This is a genomic window from Rhodoplanes sp. SY1 (assembly GCF_046000175.1).
Lineage (GTDB): Bacteria > Pseudomonadota > Alphaproteobacteria > Rhizobiales > Xanthobacteraceae > Rhodoplanes.
On the sequence record NZ_JBEOMB010000079.1, the window covers coordinates 1 to 24,353 of the forward strand.

At 71.5% G+C, this 24,353-nt stretch carries 22 protein-coding genes; 11 read left to right on the forward strand and 11 right to left on the reverse strand.

The features are described from left to right. Positions 1–234 precede the first annotated feature (234 nt). On the reverse strand, positions 235–3,453 hold the full coding sequence (locus ABTU92_RS19650) for an efflux RND transporter permease subunit (protein ID WP_408093323.1): 3,219 nt from the start codon (positions 3,451–3,453) through the stop codon (positions 235–237). A 238-nt stretch (positions 3,454–3,691) separates the two neighbouring features. Then, on the reverse strand, positions 3,692–4,912 hold the full coding sequence (locus ABTU92_RS19655; protein ID WP_408093324.1) for an efflux RND transporter periplasmic adaptor subunit: 1,221 nt from the start codon (positions 4,910–4,912) through the stop codon (positions 3,692–3,694). 104 nt (positions 4,913–5,016) lie between these two features. Between ABTU92_RS19655 and ABTU92_RS19660 the strand changes: the two genes are divergently transcribed. Next, the gene (locus tag ABTU92_RS19660) at positions 5,017–5,616 is read left to right on the forward strand and encodes a TetR/AcrR family transcriptional regulator (protein ID WP_408093325.1); all 600 of its coding nucleotides are present in this window, start codon (positions 5,017–5,019) and stop codon (positions 5,614–5,616) included. Here ABTU92_RS19660 and ABTU92_RS19665 read toward each other — a convergent pair. The 6 genes from ABTU92_RS19665 to ABTU92_RS19690 all read right to left on the reverse strand — a co-directional run bounded on the left by ABTU92_RS19665 (position 5,613) and on the right by ABTU92_RS19690 (position 9,969). Next, positions 5,613–6,272, reverse strand: coding sequence for a phosphoribosyltransferase (locus ABTU92_RS19665; RefSeq protein WP_408093326.1), 660 nt, complete (start codon positions 6,270–6,272; stop codon positions 5,613–5,615). The genes ABTU92_RS19660 and ABTU92_RS19665 overlap by 4 nt on opposite strands. A gap of 53 nt (positions 6,273–6,325) precedes the next feature. Next, positions 6,326–6,955 carry a bifunctional nicotinamidase/pyrazinamidase gene (pncA, locus tag ABTU92_RS19670; protein ID WP_408093327.1) on the reverse strand — a complete coding sequence of 210 codons (630 nt, stop codon included), beginning with the start codon at positions 6,953–6,955 and terminating at the stop codon, positions 6,326–6,328. Positions 6,956–7,008: 53 nt separating this feature from the next. Next, on the reverse strand, positions 7,009–7,833 hold the full coding sequence (locus ABTU92_RS19675; RefSeq protein ID WP_408093328.1) for a universal stress protein: 825 nt from the start codon (positions 7,831–7,833) through the stop codon (positions 7,009–7,011). A gap of 88 nt (positions 7,834–7,921) precedes the next feature. Next, positions 7,922–8,476: an Hsp20/alpha crystallin family protein gene (locus tag ABTU92_RS19680; RefSeq protein WP_408093329.1), complete on the reverse strand. Its 555-nt coding sequence runs from the start codon at positions 8,474–8,476 to the stop codon at positions 7,922–7,924. Between the two features lie 183 nt (positions 8,477–8,659). Beyond that, the gene (locus ABTU92_RS19685; protein WP_408093330.1) at positions 8,660–9,223 is read right to left on the reverse strand and encodes a phasin family protein; all 564 of its coding nucleotides are present in this window, start codon (positions 9,221–9,223) and stop codon (positions 8,660–8,662) included. A gap of 59 nt (positions 9,224–9,282) precedes the next feature. Beyond that, positions 9,283–9,969 carry a helix-turn-helix domain-containing protein gene (locus ABTU92_RS19690; protein WP_408093331.1) on the reverse strand — a complete coding sequence of 229 codons (687 nt, stop codon included), beginning with the start codon at positions 9,967–9,969 and terminating at the stop codon, positions 9,283–9,285. 186 nt (positions 9,970–10,155) lie between these two features. On the opposite strand from ABTU92_RS19690, the gene ABTU92_RS19695 reads away from it, so the two are divergent. From ABTU92_RS19695 to ABTU92_RS19720, 6 genes are all read left to right on the forward strand, one after another. Then, complete coding sequence (locus ABTU92_RS19695) at positions 10,156–11,697, forward strand: PAS domain S-box protein (RefSeq protein ID WP_408093332.1); 1,542 nt, start codon at positions 10,156–10,158, stop codon at positions 11,695–11,697. Further along, complete coding sequence (fixJ, locus tag ABTU92_RS19700) at positions 11,687–12,361, forward strand: response regulator FixJ (protein ID WP_408093333.1); 675 nt, start codon at positions 11,687–11,689, stop codon at positions 12,359–12,361. The genes ABTU92_RS19695 and fixJ overlap by 11 nt, the downstream gene beginning before the upstream one ends. Before the next feature lie 202 nt (positions 12,362–12,563). Next, positions 12,564–13,043, forward strand: a complete 480-nt coding sequence (locus tag ABTU92_RS19705; protein WP_111355578.1) for a response regulator — start codon at positions 12,564–12,566, stop codon at positions 13,041–13,043. Positions 13,044–13,202: 159 nt separating this feature from the next. Then, on the forward strand, positions 13,203–13,451 hold the full coding sequence (locus ABTU92_RS19710; protein WP_408093334.1) for a nucleotidyltransferase family protein: 249 nt from the start codon (positions 13,203–13,205) through the stop codon (positions 13,449–13,451). 55 nt (positions 13,452–13,506) lie between these two features. After that, on the forward strand, positions 13,507–13,797 hold the full coding sequence (locus ABTU92_RS19715; protein ID WP_408093348.1) for a DUF86 domain-containing protein: 291 nt from the start codon (positions 13,507–13,509) through the stop codon (positions 13,795–13,797). A gap of 116 nt (positions 13,798–13,913) precedes the next feature. Continuing rightward, positions 13,914–14,894 (forward strand): NADPH:quinone oxidoreductase family protein, encoded by a 981-nt coding sequence (locus tag ABTU92_RS19720; RefSeq protein WP_408093335.1) that lies wholly within the window; start codon positions 13,914–13,916, stop codon positions 14,892–14,894. Between the two features lie 132 nt (positions 14,895–15,026). Here the strand turns inward: ABTU92_RS19720 and ABTU92_RS19725 are convergent, their stop codons facing one another. After that, complete coding sequence (locus ABTU92_RS19725; RefSeq protein WP_408093336.1) at positions 15,027–16,691, reverse strand: MFS transporter; 1,665 nt, start codon at positions 16,689–16,691, stop codon at positions 15,027–15,029. A gap of 201 nt (positions 16,692–16,892) precedes the next feature. On the opposite strand from ABTU92_RS19725, the gene ABTU92_RS19730 reads away from it, so the two are divergent. The 3 genes from ABTU92_RS19730 (at position 16,893) to ABTU92_RS19740 (ending at position 21,763) form a co-directional block, all read left to right on the forward strand. After that, positions 16,893–18,953, forward strand: a complete 2,061-nt coding sequence (locus ABTU92_RS19730; RefSeq protein ID WP_408093337.1) for a hypothetical protein — start codon at positions 16,893–16,895, stop codon at positions 18,951–18,953. 154 nt (positions 18,954–19,107) lie between these two features. Next, positions 19,108–19,965 (forward strand): PstS family phosphate ABC transporter substrate-binding protein, encoded by an 858-nt coding sequence (locus ABTU92_RS19735; RefSeq protein ID WP_408093338.1) that lies wholly within the window; start codon positions 19,108–19,110, stop codon positions 19,963–19,965. Positions 19,966–19,969: 4 nt separating this feature from the next. Further along, positions 19,970–21,763, forward strand: coding sequence for an ATP-binding protein (locus tag ABTU92_RS19740; RefSeq protein WP_408093339.1), 1,794 nt, complete (start codon positions 19,970–19,972; stop codon positions 21,761–21,763). A gap of 242 nt (positions 21,764–22,005) precedes the next feature. Here the strand turns inward: ABTU92_RS19740 and ABTU92_RS19745 are convergent, their stop codons facing one another. Then, entirely contained in the window at positions 22,006–22,881 is an 876-nt protein-coding gene (locus tag ABTU92_RS19745; RefSeq protein ID WP_408093340.1) for an HpcH/HpaI aldolase/citrate lyase family protein, read from the reverse strand. 160 nt (positions 22,882–23,041) lie between these two features. Between ABTU92_RS19745 and ABTU92_RS19750 the strand changes: the two genes are divergently transcribed. Next, positions 23,042–23,773, forward strand: coding sequence for a DUF429 domain-containing protein (locus ABTU92_RS19750; protein WP_408093341.1), 732 nt, complete (start codon positions 23,042–23,044; stop codon positions 23,771–23,773). A 257-nt stretch (positions 23,774–24,030) separates the two neighbouring features. Here ABTU92_RS19750 and ABTU92_RS19755 read toward each other — a convergent pair whose 3' ends face one another. Beyond that, a complete protein-coding gene (locus ABTU92_RS19755; RefSeq protein ID WP_111359100.1) occupies positions 24,031–24,315 on the reverse strand; it encodes a DUF2312 domain-containing protein in 285 nt (94 codons plus the stop codon). Positions 24,316–24,353 lie beyond the last annotated feature (38 nt).

The following is a 24,353-nucleotide window of genomic DNA, read 5'->3' on the forward strand; positions in this document are numbered from 1 at the left end:
CGACCTCTCCCCGCCGGGGAGAGGTGACCCGAGTTTTTCGCGCCTCAGTTCGTTATCTCGACGGTTCGTGATTGCGCCGGCAGAACGGCGCACGGATTTCGGCTGACCCGTGCAAGGTCCGCGAAGCGCGGGGCCCTTCACCTCTCCCCGGCGGGGAGAGGTCGACGCGCGCAGCGCGTCGGGTGAGGGGGTGCCGAGCCATCGAAAGGCCGCTCCCGACCTGGCGTGACGTCCTCACTCCGCCGGGGCGCCGTGCGGTGCGACGGGGGCGGCCGGTGCGCCGGCGGCCGCATGGGCCGGTGCGGCGCCGGTGTGCTTGAGCGGGCGGTTGCCGGTGAGGGCGCGCAAGAGCACGTAGAACACCGGCGTCAGCACGATGCCGAACAGCGTCACGCCGATCATGCCGGAGAACACCGCGACGCCCATGGCGCGGCGCATCTCGGCGCCGGCGCCGGTCGAGACGACCAGCGGCAGCACGCCCATGACGAAGGCCATCGAGGTCATCAGGATCGGCCGCAGCCGCAGCCGGCTCGCCTCGATCGCCGCGGCGACCGGCGAGCGGCCGGAGAACTCCAGCTCGCGGGCGAACTCGACGATCAGGATGGCGTTCTTGGCGGAGAGGCCGACCAGCACGACGAGCCCGATCTGGGTGAAGATGTTGTTGTCACCGCCGGCGATCCACACGCCCGTCATGGCGGCGAGGAGCCCCATCGGCACGATCATGATGATGGCGAGCGGCAGCGTCAGGCTCTCGTAGAGGGCGGCCAGCACCAGGAACACCAGGAGGATCGCGATCGGGAACACGATCACGCCCGAGTTGCCGGCGAGGATCTCCTGATAGGTCAGCTCGGTCCACTCGAAGTCGAAGCCCTTGGGCAGCGTCTCCTTGGCGATGCGGGCAATGGCGTCCTGGGCCTGGCCGGTGGAGAAGCCGGGCGCCGCGGCGCCGTTGATGTCGGCCGCGAGAAAGCCGTTGTAGCGCATCGCGCGCTCCGGCCCGGACGACGGCTGCACCTTCAGCACGGCGGCGAGCGGGATCATCTCGCCCGTGGTCGAGCGCACCTTCAGCACGCCGAGATCCTCGGGCCGCGCCCGGAACGGCGCGTCGGCCTGGACCCGCACCGAGTAGGTGCGGCCGAACTTGTTGAAGTCGTTCACATAGGCCGAGCCGAGATAGACCTGCAGGGTCTCGAACACGTCGGCGACCGGCACCGAGAGCTGGCGCGCCTTGGTGCGGTCGATGTCGGCATAGAGCTGCGGCACGTCGATCTGGAAGCTGGAGAAGGTGCCGACCAGCTCGGGCGTCTGCATGGCCTTGGCCGTGAAGGCGTCGACGGCGGTCTTCAAGGCGCCGTAGCCCTGGCCGGTGCGGTCCTCGATCTGCAGCTTGAAGCCGCCGATGGTGCCGAGCCCCTCGACCGGCGGCGGCGGGAACATGGCGACGAAGGCCTCCTCGATGACGGCGAACTTCTTGTTCAGCTCCATGGCCAGCGCCGGGCCGGAGAGCGCCGCGCTCTTGCGCTCCTCGAACGGCTTCAGGCCGACGAAGACGATGCCGGCGTTGGACGAGTTGGTGAAGCCCGAGATGGAAAGACCCGGAAACGCGATGGCGTCCTGCACGCCCTCGGTCTTCAGGGCGATGTCGCTCATCTGCCGGATCACCTCCTCGGTGCGGTCGAGCGTCGCGCCGTCGGGCAGGCGCGCGAAGCCGACTAGGTACTGCTTGTCCTGGCCGGGCACGAAACCGCCCGGAATGACGTGGAACAGACCGAAGGTGGCGCCGACCAGCGCCAGATAGAGCCCCATCGCGATCGCGCGGTGCGAGATGATCCTTCCGACGCTGCTGCCGTAGGCGTCCGAGCTCTTGCGGAACGCGGCGTTGAAGCCGCGGAAGAACCAGCCGAGCGCGCGGTCGAGAACCCGCGTCACCACGTCCTTGGGCGCGTCGTGGCCCTTCAGCAGAAGGGCGGCGAGGGCCGGCGACAGGGTGAGCGAGTTGACGGCCGAGATGACGGTCGAGATCGCGATGGTGAGGGCGAACTGCCGGTAGAACTGGCCGGTGAGGCCGGAGATGAAGGCGAGCGGCACGAACACGGCGACCAGCACCAGGGCGATGGCGATGATCGGCCCCGACACCTCCTCCATGGCCCGGTAGCTCGCCTCCAGGGGCGACAGACCCGACTCGATGTTGCGCTCGACGTTCTCGACCACGACGATCGCGTCGTCGACCACGATGCCGATCGCCAGCACCAGGCCGAACAGCGTGAGCGCGTTGATCGAGAAGCCGAAGGCGTGCATCACGGCGAAGGTGCCGACGATCGACACCGGCACGGCGAGCAGCGGGATGATCGAGGCGCGCCAGGTCTGCAGGAAGACGATCACGACCAGCACGACGAGCGCGATCGCCTCGAGCAGCGTGTGCACGACCGCCTCGATCGAGGCGCGGATGAACTGGGTCGGATCGTAGACGATCGAGTAGGCGACGCCCTCCGGCATGGCGCCCTGCAGCTCGGCCATGGTCTTGCGGACGTTGTCCGAGATGGCGAGCGCGTTGGAGCCCGGTGACTGGAAGATGCCGAGCGCCACGGCCGACTTGTTGTTGAGGAGCGAGCGCAGCGCGTATTCGGAGGCGCCGAGCTCGATGCGGGCGACGTCGGCGAGCCGCACCACGGCGCCGTCGGCGCCGGTCTTGACGATGATCTCGCCGAACTCTTCCGCGGTCTCCAGGCGCCCTTGCGCGTTGACCGAGAGCTGATAGTCGAGGCCGGCGGCGTTGGGCGGGCCGCCGATCACGCCGGCCGCCGCCTGGACGTTCTGGGCGCGGATCTCGCGCACCACGTCGCCCGGCGAGAGGCCGTGCTCGGCGAGCTTCGGCGGATCGAGCCACACCCGCATCGCGTAGTCGCCGCCGCCGAAGATCTGCACGTCGCCGATGCCCTCGATGCGCTTGAGCCGGTCGCGCACGTTGAGGACGGCGTAGTTGCGCAGATAGGTGATGTCGTAGCGGTCGTTGGGCGAGAGCAGATGCACCACCATGGTGAGGTTGGGCGAGCTCTTCACCGTGGTGATGCCGAGCCGGCGCACGTCCTCGGGCAGGCGCGGCTCCGCCTGGGCGACACGGTTCTGCACGAGCTGCTGCGCCTTGTCCGGGTCGGTGCCGAGCCGGAACGTGACGGTCAGCGTCATCAGGCCGTCGGTCGTGGCCTGGCTCTCCATGTAGAGCATGCCCTCGACGCCGTTGACCGCCTCCTCGATCGGGGTCGCGACCGACTCGGCGATGACGCGCGGCGCGGCGCCCGGATAGGTGGCGCGCACCACGACGGAGGGCGGCGAAACCTCGGGATATTCCGAGATCGGCATCACCCGCATGGCGAGGAGACCGGCCAGGAAGATCAGCACCGACAGGACGCCGGCGAAGATCGGGCGATCGATGAAGAAGCGGGAGAACGACATCGGGGGTGGTCCGTTTCAATCACGACCGGGATTCTGATCTGGTCGTTCCGGGGCGGCGCGAAGCGGCAGTCGCGGCCACTCGCTATGCCGGCGATTCTCCGCTCGTCCCCGCGAAGGCGGGAACCCAGGGGCGATACGGCATTGGGCCCCTGGATCCCCGCTTGCGCGGGGATGAGCGGAAGTCGGGGATGCGGTCGTCGATCGACGGACCGAAGGCGCTCGTGAGGATGCGTGTGCGCTACTGCGCCTCGCTCACCCTCACGCCGTCGGGCTTCGACCACGAGGCCGTGTCCATGCCGACGGGCTTGGGGTCGACCACGGCGCCGGGGCGCACCCGCTGGAGGCCGTTGACGACGATGCGCTCGCCCTCGGCGAGGCCGTTCGTCACGATGCGCAGCCCGTCGGTCGCGGCGCCGAGCCCGACCACCCGGTAGGTCGCCTTGTTGTCGTCGCCGACGACGAGGACAAAGCGCTTGTCCTGGTCGGTGCCGACGGCGCGCTCGTTGACGAGCAGGGCCGGTTCCGGCTTCGGCTGGCCCATGCGTAACCGGACGAACTGGCCCGGCATCAGGGCGCCGCGCGGATTGTCGAACACGGCGCGCACCCGCACCGTGCCGGTGCGCAGATCGACCTGGTTGTCGATGAGCTGCACGGAGCCGACGAGCGGCTCGCCGGCGCCGCGGTCGAGCAGCACCGGGATGCGGTCGACCGCCGTGTGGGCGTCGTCGGTCCGCTCGGCCGCGGCGATCGCCTCGAGGGCGCGGCGCACCGCCCCCTCGGCGGCGTCGAAGCGGGCGTAGATCGGATCGACCGAGACCAGGGTGGTGAGCACCGGCGCCGTCGCCCCGGCCGCCACCAAGTTGCCGACCGTCACGTCCTGGCGCCCGACCCGGCCGGACACCGGGGCGCGCACCTGCGTCCATTCGAGGTTCAGCCGGGCGGTCGCCAGGCTCGCCTGCGCGGCCTGCAGGTTGGCGGCGGCCTCGCGTTCGGCGTTGACGCGCTGGTCGAGGTCGCGCTGCGACACGGTGCGCGAGCCGAACAGCTGCTGGCCGCGCTCCAGGTCGTTGCGGGTGAGGGCGAGCCGCGCCTCGGCGGCGGCGACCTGCGCCTCGGCGCGGGCCACCTCGGCCGCGTAGGGGGCGGGATCGATGGTGACCAGGAGGTCGCCCTCGCGCACCAGCGCGCCCTCGACGAAGTGCACGTTCTGCACGGCGCCGGCCACCCGCGGCCGCACCTCGACCCGCTCGACCGCCTCCAGGCGGCCGGAGAACTCGTCGAACAGGGCGACGGGCCGCCGCTCCACCGTGGCGACCGACACCGGCACGGCGGCCGGCGCGGCAGCCGCCGGCGTGCTCGAGCGGGCCGGGCCGACGCCGAGCTGCGTCACGCCGGCGATTCCGGCCGCGACGATCGCCACCAGCGCGGTGCCGGCCAGAATGGTACGTTGGGGGGTCATGCTGCGCTCCGTCCACTTCTTTAGTGGGCACTACATAAAGGCCTGGACGGGGCGCGTCAAGGCACTTATATAGCGATCAGTAAAAAACAAGAAGGTGAACCGACTTGGCCCTGGGACGCCCGCGTACCTTCGACATGGACGAGGCCCTGGACCGCGCCCTCCAGGTGTTCTGGCGGCGCGGCTACGAGGGCGCCTCGATCGCCGAGCTGACCCAGGCGATCGGCATCGCGCCGCCGAGCCTCTACGCTGCGTTCGGCAACAAGGAAGGCCTGTTCCGCAAGGTCCTGGAGCGCTACGTCGCGGTCCGCACCAAGTTCTGGGACGAGGCGCTGGCGGCCCCGAGCGCGCGCGAGATGGTCGCGCGCCTCCTGCACGGCACCGCCGACTTCATGACCGACGCCTGCAATCCGCCCGGCTGCCTGCTGGTGCGCGGCACCGTCGCCTGCTCCGACATGGCCCAGGATGTCCACCAGGAGCTGATCGATCGCCGCCGCGAGGGCGAGCGGATGGTGTGCGAGCGCCTGCTCGCGGCCAAGGCGGCGGGCGAGTTGCCCGCCGACCTCGATCCGAAAGGCTTCGCCTGCTTCGTCGCGACCGTGCTCGAGGGCATGTCGGTGCACGCCGCCGGCGGCGCGACGCGCGACGATCTGCACGCCGTCGCTGCGATGGCGATGCGCGCCTGGCCGACGCCGACGGTCGGCTAACGCGGGCCGGATCGTTCGGGCGCATGCCGGCCGGCCAGCGCGGCCAGCACCTCGGCGTCCGGCACCTGATGGAAGTCCTCGTAGAAGGCGCCGATCGCCGGGAACCAGGCGGGCGCATCGAGACAGACGACAACGTCCGCCTCCTCCCGCAGGGCGGCGAGGCTGTCGGGGGCGCCGACCGGGACGGCGAGCACCAGCCGGGCCGGACCGCTCCGCCGCAGCGCGCGCAACCCCGCCCGCGCGGTCGCGCCGGTGGCGAGGCCGTCGTCGACCAGGATGACGGTCCGTCCGACGATCGCGGCGGGCGGCCGGCCGCCCCGGTACCGGGCCTGCCGGCGGGCGATCTCGGCCTGCTCGTCGGCGCAGGCCGCCCGGAACGTCGCCGCGTCGACCCGCGCGGCCCGGATCACATCCTCGTTGCGCAGCACGATCGGCGGGTCGCCCTCGGCGACAGCGCCCATTGCCAGCTCCGGCTGGTCGGGCAGCCCGATCTTGCGGACGATCAGGACGTCGAGCGGTGCCTCGAGCGCCGCCGCGATCTCGGCCGCCACCGGCACGCCGCCGCGCGGCAGCGCCAGCACCACGGGCGCCTCGTTTCTCAGATCCGTCAGCGCGGCGGCGAGGCGCCGCCCGGCGTCACGACGATCGACGAACATGCCGTCCTCCGGTTCGCGATGCGGCCGGCTCCCTCGGCGGATCGGAGCCGCCGTCACATCGTCTCGGCGAGGGTCACGCCGAGATCCACCAACGCCCGTCGGGTGGCGGCGACCGAGCCGTCGACATCGATGCCGCGGCAGCCCTCCTCGACCACGGTCACCTCGAAGCCCAGCGTCTTGGCATCCTCGGCAGAGAAACGGACGCAGAAGTCGAGCGCGAGCCCGACCATCACCACACGCCCGAAGCCGCGCTCGCGAAAATAGCCGGCGAGGCCGGTCGGGGTCCGGCGGTCGTTCTCGAAGAAGGCCGAGTAGGAATCGATCTCGCGCCGGAAGCCTTTGCGGAGAACGAGGGCGGCGTGGGGGATCCGCAAGTGTCGATGGAACGCCGCGCCCTCGGTCTCCTGCACGCAATGGTCCGGCCAGACGATCTGGGCGCCATAGGACAGCGTCACCTGATCGAACGGCTTATGCCCCGTATGGACCGAGGCGAAGGAGTGATGCCCGGCCGGATGCCAGTCCTGGGTCAGCACGACGTGCCGGAACGTCTCGGCGAGCCGCACGATCGGCGCCACCACGGCGTCGCCGTCCGGCACCGGCAGCGCGCCGCCGGGACAGAAGTCGTTCTGGACGTCCACCACCAGGAGGACGTCGCGGTCGTCGATCGCCGCACCCGCACCCATGTCGCTCTCCGCACTGTCCACACCGCCGACGGTATTTCGGTGCGCAGTATGGCTCAGTGCGACAGCAGGCAACAGACCGGGCTCCCGGTCAGAAGCCCGCGCGTCACCCCGCCGAACATCCATTCGCCGAGCCGGCTGTGGCCGTAGCCGCCGGCGACGATCAGGTCGACGCGCTCCTCGCGGGCGAGCCGGACCAGCGCGTCGGTCGCGCTGCCCTCGTCGTGCAGCGTGACGGTCGCCGCGACGGCGATGCGGTGGCGGGCCAGATAACGGCCGACCTCGTCGAGGTTCTGCCGGGCGGCGGCCGCGTCGGCCGCCGGGCAGACCTCGGCGACCATCACCTTGTCGGCCTCGTGCAGGACGGGCAGCGCATCGGTCAGCGCGCGGCGCGCTTCCCGGGTGTCCTTCCAGGCGACCAGGACCTTGGCGGGCACCAGCGTCTCGACGCCGGCCGGCACCAGCACCACGGGCCGGCCGGCCCGCAGGATGACGCTGCCGGGGTCGAGCGAGCGGAACACGTCGTCCGGCTGCGGCCCGCTGCCGATCACGATCAGGTCGGCGGCGCGCGCCGCCCGCGACACCGCCTCGATCGGAAAGTCGAGGCTGCCGCGCCATTCGACCGGCCGGCCGACGGGGCCGACCAGGGCGCGGAAATGCGCCCCCAGGCCGCCGAGCTCCTCGGTCATCGCCTGCTTCTCCTCGGCCGAGGGGCCGAAGTCGACGACCAGGCCTTCCGCCGCGAAGGGGGGCCGCGGCCCGACCCCTGCGACGCCGATCAGGGTCGCGTGAAACCGCTCGGCGAGGCCGCTCGCCAGCCGCACGCGGGCGTCCGACGCCGCGTCGATGCCGACATGAACCATCACGGTCGCATAGGACATGGCTCGCTCCTCACCTGTTGGGCAGCGTCGCGGCTGCCCCCGTCCCCGCGCCCGGTTCCCCGTGCTCGGCCCGTCGGCCGCTCGGCGCTCAGCCCTTCGTCTCCACGGCGATCGTCTTGGCGGTCTTGGACGGCACCGCCGCCTTGGGCACCGTGACGGTCAGCACGCCGTCGGCGACCCGCGCCGCGATGGCGTCCTCGGCGATGCCGGCGGGCAGCTGGAACGACCGCTGGAACGATCCGAAGCGGCGCTCGGCCACGTGCCAGCCCTCGCGGGTCTCGTCACGCTCCTCCTTCTTCTCGCCCTTGATGGTGAGGATGCCGTCAGCGAGCGTCACCTGGACGGCCTCCGGCGGGATGCCGGGCAACTCGGCCGTGATCTGATAGGCCGTGTCGGTCTCGACCAGATCGACGGCGGGACGGCGGACGCCGGCCTCGTCGGCGAGCAGCGGCGGCCGCATGGCGAAGAAGCCGCTGCCGAACGGGACGTCGAAGCCGCGTCCGAAGTCCTCGAACAAGCGGTCCATCTGGCGGCGCAGCCGCTCGAAGGGATCGCGGCCGGCCAGCGCCCGCGGGGCGGGCGGCGTCGGCACCTGCGACGGCTGTGTCGCGGGGGCCTGCACGACAGTCTCGGTCTCGGCCATGATGGTCTCCTTTTCGGATCTCGGGTGGTCTCCTTTCCGGCCCCGCCGGAGGTCGGCGAAGCAATGCCTAAGGATAGGATCGGGGCGACCCCGGGTGTTGACGGCGGTCAATTCCGCATCCGCGACGGGCGCCGCGGAGCATCACGACAGGCAGACGGCAAAAGGTCGGATGCCGCGGGCTGGTCAGCGCCGGCCGGCATCCTCGGGATCGTCGCCGCCGGCCGGCGCGAAGCCGCGCGCCGCGTCGCTCATCACCTTCTCGCCGGTGGTCCAGAGATCCTTGCCCTGCACCAGCGCGGTCTCGAGCTGGCGGGCGGCGAAGCGGCTCGACAGCGCGATCATGTCGGGCACCGAGGTGGTCTCCGCCATGGCGGCGGCGAAACCGAAGCCGGCGGTCAGGTTGGTCTCGAACGCCGCGAGCATCTTGCGGCCGAACTCGGCGCCGTCGTGCAGCGCCTCCGAGAAGGCTTGGTCGGTGAAGGCCTGGTCGGTGAAGGCTTGGTCGGCGTCCTCCGGCCCGCACGCGGGATCCGGTCCGGAGTCGGCCCCGGGCTCGGGTGCGGCCCGGCCGGTCTCGCCCGCCGGCTGGTCGGCGCAGGCCGGCGCGCGCTCGCCGGCGCTCGCACGGGCGCCGGACGGACCGGTGCCGGTCCCATGTGAACCGGACGGACCGGTGCTGGACGGATAATCGAGCGGGGGAAGCCCCGGCATCTCGCCGGGCGGATCGGTCGGCGTCTTCGCCGGCATGACACAACTCCTCGGCCCGGTCTCTCCCGGGACGCCCAAGGGGACCACCGAGGAGGCTTCTAGGCGTGCAGGCGCTTCAGCGCCTTGCGATCGCGCAACACGATGCGCCGACAGGTCGGCACCGCGATGGCGCCCGTGCTCTCGAGCTGGGTGAGAGTCCGCGAGATCGTCTCGATCGTCAATCCGAGATAGTCGGCGATGTCCTGGCGCGACATCGGCAGCTCGATCTGGTCGGTCGTCCCCATCCGCTCGGCCAGCTCGAGCAGGAAGCAGGCGACCCGTTCCTGGGCGCTGCGGATCAGCACCAGCATGTGGGTGCGCACCTGCTGCAGCTCGCGCGCCGTCAGCGCCCACAGCATGTGGGAGACGCGATGCTCGGCCTCGGCGAGCGACACCAGGGCGCTACGCTTGATCACCAGAAGCACCGAGCGGGTCACCGCCTCGGCCGAGCAATGGTGGGCCGCGGTCGCCTCCAGGCCGAACACCTCGCCGGGCAGATAGAACGAGCTGATCTGCCGGCGGCCGTCGTCCAGCACCTTGTAGGTGCGGGCGGCGCCCGCGATCACCTTGTACACGTAGGTCGTCGGCTCGCCCTCGCCGAAAATCTCGGCATTCCGGGCGAAAGCCATCCGCACCCCCAGGGCGTCGAGGCCGGGCGCCCCGTCGACGCCCTGCTCGGCGGACCACCGATCCGCCGGCTTGGCCGGGTGGGTGGGGCTCAACGTCTGCGCGTTCTGCATCAACATCGGCGCCGGCTCGCTCGGGGGCTGGCTCGCCCGGGGACTGGAAAGCCATCTTGCAACGTAGGAACGCGGACGGCCCGGCGAAATTCGGGTATGGTCCCTAAGGGCTGTCCCGGAGCAATCCGGACGGCCGAGCCCCCACGGCCCGCTGACCGAACCGGCGGAGATCCAGGAGGGCGGAGATCCAGGATGGCGGAGATCGAGCTGCGATCGTCGGACCCGCCCACCGCGGCCGCGATCCTGCCGCCGTCGGGGCGGGCGCGGCCGGTGCGCGAGCGGGCCGTCTGGTACATCGCCGGGGCGGCGCTGCCGGTCGTCGCCTTCCTGCTGCACCGGGCAGCGTCCGGCCTCAGCGAGGCGCAGGCCGACCTCGTCTTCATGGTGCCGCCGGTGCTGATCGTCGGCGCCTTCGGCGGGCTCGGCCCGGGCGTGCTCGCGACCGTGCTGGCGCTCGGCCTGCACCTGATGCCGTTCGGCCCGCCGCTCGGGGCGACCGGGCCGGCGCTGATTTCCGGCGCCACCTTCGGGCTGATCGGGCTCGGCATGGCGGTGTTCGGCGAGCGGCTGCGCCTCGCCCGCGACGAGGCGGCGGCCCGCACCCGCGGCCTGATGGCCCGCGAGGCGCACCTTCAGTCGATCCTCTCCAACGTGCCGGACGCCGTGATCATCGCCGACGAGCGCGGCCGCATCGAGCTGTTCAGCACCGCCGCCGAGCGCCTGTTCGGCTACACGGCCGCCGAGGTGCGCGGCAAGACGCTCGGAATCCTGATGCCGCAGCCCTACAGCGAGGCGCATCAACACCACATCGAACGGTATCTCGGCACGGGCGAGCGCCACATCATCGGCACCGGGCGCGTGGTCGTGGGCGAGCGCAAGGACGGCACGACCTTCCCGATCGCCCTGACGGTCGGCGAGATGCGCTCCGACGGCCGGCGCTTTTTCACCGGCTTCGTGCGCGACCTCACCGAGCGGCAGGAGACCGAGGCGCAGCTCCAGCGCCTGCAGTCGGAGCTGCTGCACGTCTCCCGCCTCACCGCCATGGGCGAGATGGCCTCGGCGCTCGCCCACGAGCTGAACCAGCCGCTGTCGGCGATCGCCAACTATCTCACCGGCTCGCGCCGCCTGCTCGCCGACCCGGCCGAGGACAAGCTCGTGATGGTGCGCGAGGCGATCGACGCCGCGGTGGCGCAGTCGCTGCGCGCCGGCCAGATCATCCGCCGGCTGCGCGACTTCGTCGCCAACCGCGAGCCCGAGAAGCGGGTCGAGAGCCTGAAGGCGCTGATCGAGGAGACGAGCGCGCTGGCGCTGGTCGGCGCCCGCGAGAGCGGCGTGCGGGTGCGGCTGATGCTCGACCCGGCCGCCGATCGCGTGTTCGTCGACCGGGTGCAGATCCAGCAGGTGCTGCTCAACCTGATGCGCAACGCCATGGAAGCCATGGAGGCCTCGCCGCAGCGCATCCTCACGGTGGCGACCGCGCCCGGCCCGGACCGAAGCATCATGATCGAGGTCGCCGACACCGGCAGCGGCATCGCGTCCGAGATCGCCGGCCAGCTGTTCCAGCCCTTCGCCACCACCAAGGCCTACGGCATGGGCATCGGCCTGTCGATCTCGCGCACCATCGTCGAGGGGCACGACGGCCGCATCTGGGCCGAGCCCTGCCCTGGCGGCGGCGCGTCGTTCCGGTTTACACTGCCGGCCGTGGTGGGCGAGGAGCTCGGCGATGTCGGCTGACGCGGTCGTTCATGGCGGGGTCGTTCAGGGTGCCGTCGTTCATGTCATCGACGACGACGAATCGGTGCGCAAGTCGCTCGACTTCCTGCTGCGCGCCGCCGGCTTCCGCACCGCCACCTACGAGACCGCGACGGCCTTCCTGCAGGCGCTGCCGGACGTCGCGCCGGGCTGCATCGTCACCGACGTGAAGATGCCGGAGGTGAGCGGCGTCGAGCTTCTGAAGACGCTGCGGGCCCGCGAGGTCCGCATGCCCGTCGTCGTCATCACCGGCCACGCCGACGTGCCGATGGCCGTCGAGGCGATGAAGAACGGCGCCGTCGACTTCCTGGAGAAGCCGTTCGACGACGAGGTGCTGCTGGTCTCGATCCGCACCGCGCTCGCCGCCGCCGCCAGCGCCGCCGAGCGCGAGGCGGCGCGCAACGACCTGCGCACCCGCATCGCCGCGCTGTCGCGGCGCGAGCGCGAGGTTCTGGACGGGCTGGTCGCCGGCAAGCCCAACAAGACGATCGCCTGGGACCTCGGCATCAGCCCGCGCACCGTCGAGATCTACCGCGCCAACGTGATGACCAAGATGCGCGCGGTCAGCCTCTCCGAGCTGGTGCGCATGACCCTCCTGGCCGCGCTCGAGGACCAGCCGGCCGGCTCCGCCGACCCGGTGCGCTGACCGGCGCGCCGCCCCCGCCCGCCGCTCCGTCGCGACGCCGGCGTCATTTTGAGCGGCGTCAAGACACCGCCCGGGGATTGGTCTCTTCTCGCCTGCGGTCCCCGCCGGCATCCGCGCCGCGAGCGGCGGCGGCCCGATCCAATCGAGACGCCGCCGCGCGTCGGACGCGCGCGGCCATCGGCGGAGCCCGTGGTCGAGCGCCATGACACGGAACGATCCGGCCCGGAACGACCCCGCGCGCGACGGCGCCACACCGAACGGCGCCGGCGATCACCGCGACGCCGCGTCCCTGCCGACCATCGTGGTCGTCGACGGCGACCCGGCGTTGCGCCACGCGCTGCGCTTCGCGCTCGGGGTGGAAGGCTTCGCGGTGCGCGCCTTCGCCTGCGCCGCCGACCTTCTCTCCTCCGACGACCTCGCCGACCTCGCCTGCGTGGTGACCGAGGCGCGGCTGCCCGACATGGCGGGCCTCGATCTCGTCGCCCGGCTGCGCCGCCGCCGCGCCCGCCTGCCCGCGCTTCTGATCACGGCCGACCCGAGCCTGCGCCTGCGCCGCGCCGCCGCCGACGCCGGTGTTCCCCTGATCGAGCAGCCGCTCAACGGCGACAGCGTGGTGGAGGGCGTGCTGGCGCTGGTGGCGGGCCGGGATTCCAGCGATCACGGCCGGCCGGCGGAGGCGTGAGACCGCACCGGCGACCGACGCGGGCCGCGGCCAGGGCTTCGGGCTTTGATGACGTCCGCGCGCCTGTGATACGCTCGGCTCATGACGACGACGTCCGCATCCCTGAAGCCCAGGTCCAGGGCGGAGGTTCTGGACCGGCTGCGGTCCGAGGCCGACGCCGTGAAGGCGCTCGGCGTCACGTCCCTGTATTTGTTCGGCTCGGCCTTGCGCGACGAGATCGGGGAGGCGAGCGACGTCGACGTGTTCGTCGACTACGATCCCCAGGGCCCCTTCAACGCCTTCGATCTCGTGGCCGCGAAGCGTCATCTGGAGGAGCAGCTCGGGATTCGGGTGGATCTCACCACGCGCCGGGGCCTGCATCCGCTGATCCGGGCCGAGGTCGAGAAAACGGCACTGCGCGTCTTCTGATGCCCGACCGCTCGCCACTCCTGCGCATCCACGACATGCTCGAGAGCATCGGGGGATCGAGGAGGCGCTCGCCGGCGTCAGCTTCGACGACTATGCCGGGTCGTGGCTTCTTCGCTCCGCCGTGGAGCGCGGCGTCGAGGTGATCTCGGAAGCGAGCCGGCATATCGGCGCCGACGCGAAGGCGCGGCACCCGGAGGTCCGCTGGAAGGACATCGCCGGGATCGGGAAACATTCTCGCCACGAGTATCAGACCGTCGACAGTCTGATCATCTGGAAAGCCGTCACCCACGACCTCCCTATCCTGAAACACGCTCTGCTGGCGATCCGGGCATCGCTGGAGCGGTGACGCCGGCGTCGCAAACGCGACGGCGCGACACCGTGGCCCTCTTGTCGCCCGGTGAGTGAATGCGCGACAGTTCTGGTCGAGATCCGGTGCGCCGGATCGGCCGGAGGGGCTTCGTCATGACCACCACGATGCGCGCCTGGCGCTCGCTCGCGCCGGGGATCGACGGGCTCGCGCCGGGCGAAGTGCCGCGACCGGCGCCGGGGCCGGGCGAGATGCTGGTGCGGGTCGAGGCGGCGGCGCTGAACTTCGCCGACCTCCTGATGGCCGACGACCGTTATCAGGTGCGCCCGGCGCGGCCCTTCACCATGGGGCAGGAGCTGGCCGGGACCGTGGAGGCGGTGGGCGCGGGCGTGACGATCCCGGTCGGCACGCGGGTCGCCGGCAAGGTCGAGACCGGCGCCTTCGCGGACCACGCCGTGTTGCGTGAAAACCTCGCGATGCGGGTGCCGGACGGGCTGACGCCGGCCGAAGCCGCGGCGCTGCCGATCGTCACCACGACGGCGCTGGTCGCGCTGACCGAGAGCACGGTGGTGCGGCCGGGCGAGACCGTGCTGATCACGGCCGCGGCCGGCGGCGTCGGGCTCGCCGCCGTCGAGGTGGCGAAGGCGCTCGGCGCCGTCGTGCTCGCCGCGGCGGGCGGCCCGGACAAATGCGCGCTGGTGAAGAGCCACGGCGCCGACGTCGCGATCGACTACCGCGCGACGCCGCTCGCCGAGGCCGTGATGGCGGCGACCGACGGGCGCGGCGTCGACGTGCTGCTCGACTCGGTCGGCGGCGAGGGCAAGGATCTCCTGCGGCTGCTCGCCTGGGGCGGGCGCCTGCTGGTCACCGGTTTTGCCGGCGGCACCATCCCGCAGATTCCGGCCAACCGGCTCTTGCTGCGGCGCCTCGCGGCGATCGGCGTCTACTTCCATCCCGACCATGACGGGCCGATGCTGGCGCGGATCGGCGCCCGCCTGTCCGAGCTGGCGGCACACGGAAAAATCCGCCCGCATGTCGGTGCCGTGTTCGGCTTCGACGATCTGCCGGCAGCACTCGCGGCACTGCGCGACCGCGCCACCACGGGCAAGGTGATCCTGCGCGTCGCCGCACCTTAGATCGGTGCTCTCCCACGTCGCCCCACGCTCCGCTCAGGCCCGCGCAGGCGGGCATCCAGGAGCGTCTTGCCGTGTCGTCCTGGGTCCCCGCCTTCGCGGGGACGAGCGGAGTTCGGGGCTGGCGGCGGCGGCTCACGCCGTCTCGTCCGCCTCCTCGGGCCGCGGGTTTCGGCGCGGGAGATCGGTCGCGATCAGATGCGTCACGGTCGGAAAACCGGGGCGATTGAGGGCGCGGATCTCGTCCTGCAGGGCGCGGGCGGCGCGGGTGATGCGCTCGTGCTGGCGCAGATGCTCGAGCCAGGACTCGACCATGAAGGTCTCGACATAGCGACCCTCGGTCGCGGCGTCGTCGAACAGGCCCCAGGCATAGGCGCCATCGCGACGGCGCTCGTGCTCCATCACGGCGAGCTTCTCCAGGAACGCTTCGCGGTCCTTCGGATCGATGCGGTACTCGACGCTCACCATCACAGGGCCGCGGTCGGGCGCCACCTCGTGCGACAGCACCGGCTGCGGCCAGTGCATCGACGGCGAGAGATCGACGCCGAGCCCGGTCTGCAGTTTTGCGCGCCGAGTCAGGGGAATGGCGGCCACCAAGCCGGCGGCCGCGGCGACCAGCGCGAGCGGCAGGCCGATCAGCCCGGCGAGCTTGCCCCACAGGAGGCTGCCGAGAGTCATGGCGGCCGACATCACGGTGACGAACACGGCGAGCCCGCGGCCGCGCACCCAGTCGGGCAACGCCACCTGGGCCGAGACGTTGAGGCTCGACAGCACCTGGATCCACGCCGCGCCGGCCAGCACGCTCGCCGCCAGCGCCACGGCGGGATGCCGGGCGAGGGCGAACAGGAGGAGGGCCGCCGCGGTGGCGAGCGTCGCCGCCGCGACCAGCCGGTCGGCGCCGAGCCGCGCCTTCAGGCGCGGCAACGCCAGCGCGCCGAGAAGCGCGCCGACCCCGATGGCGCCGAGCATCAGGCCGTAGAGCTGCGGCCCGCCGGCGACGAGGTCGCGGGCGATCAGCGGCAGCAGCGCCCAGTAGGCGCTGGCGCAGACGAAGAAGCCGAGGCTGCGGGCGAGGGTCGCGCGCAGATGCGGGTTGCGCCGCGCGTGCCGCAGGCCGATCCGGATGGCGTTGCCGAACCGCTCGGCCGGGAGCTGGCTGGCGCGCCCCGGCTTGCGCCGCCACCAGACCAGTGCGCTGATCACCAGCAGGAAGCCCAGCGCGTTGATCAGGAACGGCGAGGCGAGGCCGAGCGCCGCGATGGCGAGGCCGGCCAGCGCCGGGCCGAGCGCCCGGCTGATGTTGATGCCGACGCTGTTGAGCGCGACGGCGCTCGGCAGATCGGCCTTGGGCACGAGCTGCGGCACCACGGCCTGCCAGGCCGGCGCCACCATGGCGGCGCCGACGCCGGCCGCGAACGTGAAGCCGAGCACCAGGGCGGGCGTGGCGAGGCCGCCGAGCACGATCAGCCCGAGCAGGGCGGAGGCCGCCATGGTGGCGACCTGGACGGCGATCAGCAGGCGGCGGCGGTCGACGATGTCGGCGAGCGCGCCGGCCGGCAGCGCCACCAGCGCCATCGGCAGCAGGGTGGCGACCTGGACGAGCGAGACGGTCAGAGGCCGCGGGTCGAGCACGGCGATCAGCCAGCCGGCAGCGGCGTTGTACATCCACACGCCGACATTGCTGAGCACCGTGGCGCTCCACAGCACCGTGAAGTCGCGATGCCGGAACGGCGCGAATACGCCGCGCGGTGCTCCCCCGGGGGGCAGCGGCGGCGGGGCGGCGGGGGGAGGCGCGGTCATGGCCGGCACGCTATCGGCGACCCGCCCGGCCAGCAACACGGCGAGGCCGCGCCCGCCATGCCGGCGGCGCCGCTCCGGTATTCGCATGGGGGTTCTTGGGCGCTTTTTGGCGCTGCCGCGAACCCCTTACGGATGCGAGGTTTTCCCGGTCCGTAGTCGCCCGACTTGCGGTCGGGTCGCGGCCCGGCGAGCTTCGGGACCATGGTCGATCTGGTCCCCATTCCGCTCGGCGTGCTCGTCACACGCCTCTTCCGCGAACTCGCCCTCAAGCGCTCGGCGTTCGATCTGCCCCAAAAGTTCTTCGTGCAGGCGACGCCCGGACGCGACTTGTCGGTGTCGTTCCACGGTCGCCGCGTCGCGACGCCGTTCGGACCGGCCGCCGGGCCGCACACCCAGATGGCGCAGAACATCGTCTCGTCGTGGCTCGCCGGCGGGCGCGTGATCGAGCTGAAGACGGTCCAGATCAAGGACCGGCTCGAGCTGTCGCGCCCCTGCATCGACGTCGAGACGGTCGGCTTCAACGTCGAGTGGTCGCAGGAGCTGACGCTCGAGCAGTCGCTCGAGGAGTACGTCAAGGCCGCGATGCTGATCGAGATGCTGAAGGCCGACGGCGTCGTGACCGGGCTCGACGAGACCGTGTTCGACATGAGCGTCGGCTACGATCTCGCCGGCATCCGGTCCGAGCGGGTGCGCGCCTTCATGGCCGGCATGATGGACGCGAGCGCCGTGGTCGAGCGGCTGCGCGCCGAGATCCCGGACGAATGGGCGCGCTTCCGCGACCTCGCCTTCCCGACCCGCCTCTCCGACACGCTGACGCTGTCGACCTTCCACGGCTGCCCGCCCGAGGAGATCGAGAAGATCGCGGCCTTCCTCTTGGAAGAGGTCGGGATCGACGTGATCGTCAAGCTGAACCCGACGCTGCTCGGACGTGATCAGCTCACGACGCTGTTGCGCGACAAGCTGGGCTACACCGAGCTGAGCGTGCCGGATGCCGCCTTCGACAAGGACGCGACCTGGGCGCAGGTGACCGGCTTCGTCGACCGGCTCGGCCTCCTCGCGGAGAAGCTCGGGCGGCGCTTCGGCGTGAAGTTCTCCAACACGCTGGTGGTGAACAACCACAAGAGCTTCTTTTCGGCCGCCGAGACGAACATGTACCTGTCCGGCCCGCCCCTGCACCCGATCGCGATCGCGCTGGTCGACCGCTTCCGGAAAGAGTTCGGCGATCGCTTCCCGATCTCCTTCTCGGCCGGCATCGACGAGGGCAATTTTTCCGATGCGGTGGCGCTCGGGCTGACGCCCGTCACGGTGTGCACCAACTTCCTCAAGCCGGGCGGCTATCGGCGCGGCTACCGGTTCTTCCAGGTTCTGACCGCGAGGATGGCGGAGCTCGGCGCCGACGACATCGACACCTATGTGATCAAGGCGTTCGGCCAGGGCGAGACCGCGCTGGACAAGCTCGCCCTGTCGCCCGAGCAGACGGCGGCCTGCAAGGCGGCGCTCGCGGCCGGAACCGATCTGCGCGCGGCGGCGGGCACTGCCTTCGCGCCCTGGGTCTCGGCGGCGCGGCTCCTCAACACGGCCGCCTATGCGGCGCAGGTCGCGGCGAGCCGACGCTACGACGCGGCGGAGCATTCGACCCCGCCCAAGAAGATCAACTCCAACCTCGTGCTGTTCGACTGCCTCACCTGCGACAAGTGCATCCCGGTGTGCCCGAACGACGCGAACTTCACCTTCGCGATCCCGCCCGGCGAGACGCCGATCGAGCGCCTGATGAAGACCGCCGACGGCTGGACGGCCGAGCCGATCGGCACGCTCGTGCTGCAGAAGCCGCGGCAGATCGGCACCTTCGCGGACGCCTGCAACGAGTGCGGCACCTGCGACGTGCTGTGCCCGGAGGACGGCGGACCGTATCTGGTGAAGCCGATGTTCTTCGGCAGCCGCGCCGCCTTCGACGACGCCCCCCAGCGCGACGGTTTTGTCCTCGAGCGCACCGATGGGACGTTGCGCATGCACGGCCGGTTCGCCGGGCGGGTGGTGCGGCTCGATGTCCCGGCCGCCGGCTCGCGGCTGCGCTATGCCGGGGAAGGATTCGACCTCACGCTCGACCCGGCCGATCCGGCCGGCACGGTCGAGGGGACGGCGGAGGGCACGGTCGATCTCGGCTATTTCCGCATCATGGAAAAAATTCTCGTCGCCGTGACGGCGCCGCAGGCCGTGAACTTCGTCACGGCAGGCCTGGAGCAGGCCGGCGCCCCGGCCTGACCGAGCCCGGCGCGGCACCTCACATCCGACAGAATTAGCCTGCTCGACCAAAAGGTGCGGAAAAGGACTTCGACCAACCGGTATTCTGCTGGCTCCTCTCGACCTTCCGGCTGCTTTCACTAGGATACGACTGGTTGCGCCGTCAGGAGGAGAGATGTCCCCCGTGGGACCCGCGTGTGCCGCCTTCGTTCCCCGGAAAGCTGCCTGCCGCGGTCTCTTCATCGCGGCGCTCGCACTCGCATCGTGGGTCGCTCCGGCCGCCGCCGCTGCGGACGTGGTGCGGATCGGCGGCACCGGCATGGCGCTCGCCGCGATGCGGGAGATCGGCGATACGTTCACGGCCACCGCGCCCGGCGTCACCGTCGAGGTGCTGCCGAGCCTCGGCACGCCCGGCGGACTGCGCGCCTTGCAGGAACGCGCCATCGACATTGCCGTGACGGGCCGGCGCCTGAAGCCGGACGAGCGCGCCAAGGGATTCGTCGAGGCGTTCTGCTTGCGCACGCCGCTGGCCTTCGTCTCGTCGCATCCGGCGCCGCCCGGCGTCCGCAGCGCCGATCTGCCGCGACTCTACAGCGAGGTGTCGCCGCGCTGGCCTGACGGCAAGCCGCTGAACGTGATCCTGCGCACCCGGGCCGGATCCGAGAACGGCTATCTGGTCGCCTTCGAGCCGAAAATGGCGGCGGCCCTGGAGGCCGCCTATGGCCGCTCGGGCGTGCCGGTCGCGACCACGGACCAGGAGAACGCCGACCGGGCGCAGCGCATCGACGGCTCGCTCACCGTGATGAGCGTGCTGCAGCTCCGCGCCGAGAAGCTCGATCTGCGGCCGGTGGCGCTCGACGGCGTCGAGCCGCGTGCCGTCTCCCTGGAAGACCGGACCTATCCGCTCTGGGTGGCGGTCTGCGCCGTGACGCAGGGCGAGCCGCGGCCGGAGACGAGGCGCCTGCTGTCCTATCTGCGATCGCCGGCCGGGCTCGATCTGCTCCGAGCCTACGGCGCCATTCCGATCGAGTAGCGCGATGAGCCCGTCCCGATCCTTCACCATCCTCGACCGCTCCGTCCGGACCGTGGTGCTGGCCGTCACGATCTTCACCGCATTGGTCGGGCCGGCGCTGTTCGGCTTCGACCTTTATCGCAAGGAGGAGGCCAAGCTCGGCTATCGGGCCGAGCTGGCGGCGCGGCGGATCGCCGAATACGCCTACACCCAGGGCGACGCCTGGCGGTTCGCCGGCCACCGGCTCGCCGACTTCATCAACTACTACCGGATCCGCGAGAGCCTGACGGTGGTCGATGCCAAGGGCCAGCAGGTGGCCGAGGCCGGCCCCGTGCTCGCCGCGCCGACCTACGCGATCGAGCGGCCGATCATCGTGCGGGGCCAGACCGTCGGCACCGTGCGGGCGACCGCCGACCTCTGGCCACTGCTGATCCAGACCGGGCTCGTCCTGCTGCTCGGCCTCGTGGCCGGCGCCGTGATCCTGGTCTGCGCCTATCTGGTGCCGATCCGGGCGCTGAAGCGCGCCACCGACGAGCACGAGGAGGTGCAGCGCAGCCTGCGCGAGCAGATCGACCACACCGCGAAGGCGCTCCGGCTCGCCGAGGAGGCGACCGCCGCCAAGTCGGCTTTCCTCGCCATGATGAGCCACGAGATCCGCACGCCGATGAACGCGGTGATCGGCCTGTCCTCGGCGCTGCTCGACACCAGGCTGGATCCGGAGCAGCGCCATCTCGCCGAGACGATCGCCGGCTCGGGCGCCGACCTCCTGCACATCCTCAACGACGTGCTCGACTTCTCCAAGCTCGACGCCGGCCGCCTCGAGCTCGAGGCGGCGCCGTTCTCGCCCGCCACCGTGGTCGGCAAGGTCGTCTGCATCGTCGGGCCGCGGGCGCACGACAAGGGTCTGACGCTGCGCGTGCTGGTCGATCCCGGCCTGCCGGCCGAGCTGATCGGCGACGGCGCGCGGCTGCGCCAGGTTCTGCTCAACCTTATCGACAACGCGATCAAGTTCACGGCCACCGGCACGGTCGAGGTCCAGCTCTACTGCACCGGCCGGAACGCGACCGAAGCGACCCTCCAATGCGTCGTGCGGGACACCGGGATCGGAATCGCCGCCGACAAGATCGACCGGCTGTTCACCGAGTTCGGCCAGGCCGACCGCTCGATCTCCAGCCGGTTCGGCGGCACCGGGCTGGGGCTCGCCATCTGCAAGCGCCTCATCGACCTGATGGGCGGCACCATCCGGGTCGAGTCGCAGGCCGGCGGCGGCACCACGGTCACGGTGACCCTGACACTGCGGATCCCCGAGACGGCCGCACCGACGGTGGCGGCCGACGCCGCCGCGGCCGGCGGGGCGATCACGGCTCCCGTCGCCGCGGCGGCGCGGCCGATCCGCGTGCTGCTCGCCGAGGACAACGCGACCAATCAGCTCGTCTTCGCCAAGCTCCTGCAGGGCGTGCCGTCGACCCTGGTGATCGCCGCCAACGGCCGCGACGCGGTCGAGCAGGCGCGCGCCCACGCCTTCGACATCGTGTTCATGGACATGCGCATGCCGGAGATGGACGGGCTCACGGCGGCCCGCGAGATCCGGGCGCTCGGCGGCGCGTGGAGCCGCATCCCGATCGTCGCCCTCACGGCCAATGCGTTCCCGGAGGATGCCGCCGCCTGCCACGCGGCCGGCATGACCGACTTCATCGCCAAGCCCCTCTACAAGGCGGCGCTGCTGCAGCGGCTCGCCCCGGTGCTGGCCGGGCTCGCCGCCGAGACGCCGGCCACCCCGGCGCCACCGGCACCACCGGCCGCCCCCGCGGCGGCGTGATGGTACGGGCTCTTCGCGGGCCCCGCCTTCCACGAAGAGGTCGGTCGCGTCGGGACGGCGGTGCAGACGTCCTCTGACGAAGCGGCGAGTGCGGCGCGACTGCCTCTCCCCTGCGGGGAGAGGGTCGGGGTGAGGGGGGGGGCCGACGCCAATGGATCATCGAGAGGGCGGCACCCCTCACCCGGAGCTCGCGCTGTCGCGCGAGCCCCGACTTCTCCCCGCAGGGGAGAGGTGAAACGCTCTCACCCCGCGCCGATCGCGTCGGCGATCGCCACGGTGCGCTGGGCCATCTCGGCGTGCAGGCGCTCGACCATGCGGCCGTCGATCTGCACCACGCCCTTGCCGCGGTTCTCCGGCTGCTCGAAGGCGGCGATCATCTTGCGGGCCAGCACGACCTCGTCGTCGCTCGGCGAGAAGACGGCGTTGCACGGCGCGATCTGGTTCGGGTGGATCAGCGTCTTGCCGTCGAAGCCGAGATCGCGGCCCTCGCGGCACTCGCGCTCGAAGCCCTCCATGTCGGAGAGCGTGTTGTAGACGCCATCGACGATGTCGAGCCCGTAGGCGTGGGCGGCGAGCACGCAGGTGGCGAGCCAGCCGGTCATCGGCGCGCGACCGGGCACCAGGCGCACCCGCGTCTCCTTGGCGAGATCGTTGGTGCCCATCACGAAGCCGCCGAGCCGCGTCTCGCTGTCGCCGGCGCAGGCGGCGAGCGCCTGGATGTTGAAGATCGACAGCGGCGTCTCGATCATGATCCAGATGCGGATCCGGCTGTCGGCGTGCATGTCGAGGAGGCGCTGGCCGATCATCTCCAGGGTGTCCGGGCTCGACACCTTCGGCACGAGAATCACGTCCGGCTTGGCCGGCACGACGGCGTCGAGGTCGTCGCTGAACCACGGCGTGTCGACGCCGTTGACGCGCACGAACACCTCGCGGCGGCCGAACCCGCCCGCCTTGACGGTCTCGGCGACCAGCTTGCGGGCCTCGCCCTTGGCGTCCGGCGCGACCGAGTCCTCGAGGTCGAGGATCACGGCGTCGATCGGCAGGGTCTTGGCCTTCTCCATCGCACGGGGGTTGGAGCCCGGCATGTAGAGCACGCTGCGGCGCGGTCGGATCGTCATGATCTGTCTCCGGAAGTTTTGGGCTCGCGCCGGGGGTGCGGGGCGGAGCGGCGCCGCGACCCTAGAGCATTTTTTTCCGGTGTGGGAACCTCGCCGATCAAGGAATCGTCGCGGTTCGGAGCAGGCCGCGCAGGCCGCCCCATGGGGAGAACGAGCGCTTATGGATGATCAATGGCTGGCCGGGGTCGACGGCTGCCCGGGCGGCTGGGTGGTGGCGTATGTGACGCCGAGCGGGAGCGAGGTGCGGGTGCGGGTCGAGCGGCGCTTCGCCGACATCGTCACGGCGCCGGAAGCGCCGGCCGTGATCGCCGTCGACATGCCGATCGGCCTGCCCGAGCGGGTCGGCCCGGGCGGCCGCGAGGCGGAGAACGCCGTGCGGCCGCGGCTCGGCGCACGGCAGTCCTCGGTGTTCTCGGTGCCGTCGCGGGCGGCCGTCCACGCGCCGGACTACGGCGCGGCCTGCGCGGCGGCGCTCGCCACCTCGGAGCCGCCGCGAAAGGTGTCGCGCCAGCTCTTCATGCTGACCGGAAAGATCCGCGAGATCGACGCGCTGCTGATCGCCGACCCGGAGTTGGCGGCGCGTGTCTTCGAGGTGCATCCCGAGGTGGCGTTCTGGCGAATGAACGGCGAGGCGGCGCTCGCCGAGCCCAAGAAGGTGAAGAGCCGTCCTCATCCGCCCGGGCTGGCGCAGCGGCGCGCTCTGCTGATCGGCGCCGGCCTGCCGGCGGTCGTGGTCGAGGCGCCGCCGCCGAAGGGAGCCGGGCCGGACGATCTCCTCGACGCGCTCGCCTGCGCCGTCACGGCGCGACGCCTTCGCGCCGGCGTCGCGACGCCGTTCCCCGATCCGCCGCCGCGCGACCGCCACGGCCTGCGCATGGCGATCTGGGCGTGATCACGACGCCGGCAAAGGACGCAAAGCCTCGTGTCCCGGGCGCGGCGCAACGCGCCGCGAACCGGGACCCAGCGGCGATCGGGCGAGACTTCTGGAACCCTTTTACGTGCGGTCCGTCGTGGCGCTCGTCGTGCGGCCCTAGGCCCCGGCTCTGCGGCGCATCAGGCCTGCGGCCTGCCGCGCCTTGTCCGGGGCACGAGACCGAGCACTTGGGGAGTCGTTTCGGTCCTCGGGGCGCGCCACCTGGGTGCGGCGTCTCACATCATGCCGAGGGCGGCCTTGTAGGTCTCCAGGATCGCCTCGTGCTCGGCGCGCTCGTCCTTGTCCTGCTTGCGCAGGCGGATCACGGCGCGCAGCGCCTTGGTGTCGTAGCCGTTGCCCTTCGCCTCGGCGAACACGTCCTTGATGTCGTCGGCGATGGCCTTCTTCTCCTCCTCGAGCTTCTCGATGCGCTCGACGAAGGCGCGGAGCTGGTCCTGGGCGAACCGCTCCGCGCGATTCTTGTCGGCACGGGCATCGGCGGCGGCGGCGGTTGCGGGCATGTCGGTCCTCGACGGAAAACGTGTTTCGGCTGATACGG

Bases quoted from the DNA above. Each gene is read 5' to 3' on its own strand.
- ABTU92_RS19720 (WP_408093335.1), top strand. From the start codon at position 13,914: ATGACCACCACGATGCGCGCCTGGCGCTCGCTCGCGCCGGGGATCGAC.
- ABTU92_RS19685 (WP_408093330.1), bottom strand. From the start codon at position 9,223: ATGCCGGCGAAGACGCCGACCGATCCGCCCGGCGAGATGCCGGGGCTT.
- ABTU92_RS19730 (WP_408093337.1), top strand. From the start codon at position 16,893: ATGGTCGATCTGGTCCCCATTCCGCTCGGCGTGCTCGTCACACGCCTC.
- ABTU92_RS19690 (WP_408093331.1), bottom strand. From the start codon at position 9,969: ATGTTGATGCAGAACGCGCAGACGTTGAGCCCCACCCACCCGGCCAAG.
- ABTU92_RS19725 (WP_408093336.1), bottom strand. From the start codon at position 16,691: ATGACCGCGCCTCCCCCCGCCGCCCCGCCGCCGCTGCCCCCCGGGGGA.
- ABTU92_RS19675 (WP_408093328.1), bottom strand. From the start codon at position 7,833: ATGTCCTATGCGACCGTGATGGTTCATGTCGGCATCGACGCGGCGTCG.
- ABTU92_RS19755 (WP_111359100.1), bottom strand. From the start codon at position 24,315: ATGCCCGCAACCGCCGCCGCCGCCGATGCCCGTGCCGACAAGAATCGC.
- ABTU92_RS19750 (WP_408093341.1), top strand. From the start codon at position 23,042: ATGGATGATCAATGGCTGGCCGGGGTCGACGGCTGCCCGGGCGGCTGG.
- ABTU92_RS19735 (WP_408093338.1), top strand. From the start codon at position 19,108: ATGTCCCCCGTGGGACCCGCGTGTGCCGCCTTCGTTCCCCGGAAAGCT.
- ABTU92_RS19705 (WP_111355578.1), top strand. From the start codon at position 12,564: ATGACACGGAACGATCCGGCCCGGAACGACCCCGCGCGCGACGGCGCC.
- ABTU92_RS19665 (WP_408093326.1), bottom strand. From the start codon at position 6,272: ATGTTCGTCGATCGTCGTGACGCCGGGCGGCGCCTCGCCGCCGCGCTG.
- pncA (WP_408093327.1), bottom strand. From the start codon at position 6,955: ATGGGTGCGGGTGCGGCGATCGACGACCGCGACGTCCTCCTGGTGGTG.
- fixJ (WP_408093333.1), top strand. From the start codon at position 11,687: ATGTCGGCTGACGCGGTCGTTCATGGCGGGGTCGTTCAGGGTGCCGTC.
- ABTU92_RS19680 (WP_408093329.1), bottom strand. From the start codon at position 8,476: ATGGCCGAGACCGAGACTGTCGTGCAGGCCCCCGCGACACAGCCGTCG.
- ABTU92_RS19655 (WP_408093324.1), bottom strand. From the start codon at position 4,912: ATGACCCCCCAACGTACCATTCTGGCCGGCACCGCGCTGGTGGCGATC.
- ABTU92_RS19745 (WP_408093340.1), bottom strand. From the start codon at position 22,881: ATGACGATCCGACCGCGCCGCAGCGTGCTCTACATGCCGGGCTCCAAC.
- ABTU92_RS19740 (WP_408093339.1), top strand. From the start codon at position 19,970: ATGAGCCCGTCCCGATCCTTCACCATCCTCGACCGCTCCGTCCGGACC.
- ABTU92_RS19695 (WP_408093332.1), top strand. From the start codon at position 10,156: ATGGCGGAGATCGAGCTGCGATCGTCGGACCCGCCCACCGCGGCCGCG.
- ABTU92_RS19650 (WP_408093323.1), bottom strand. From the start codon at position 3,453: ATGTCGTTCTCCCGCTTCTTCATCGATCGCCCGATCTTCGCCGGCGTC.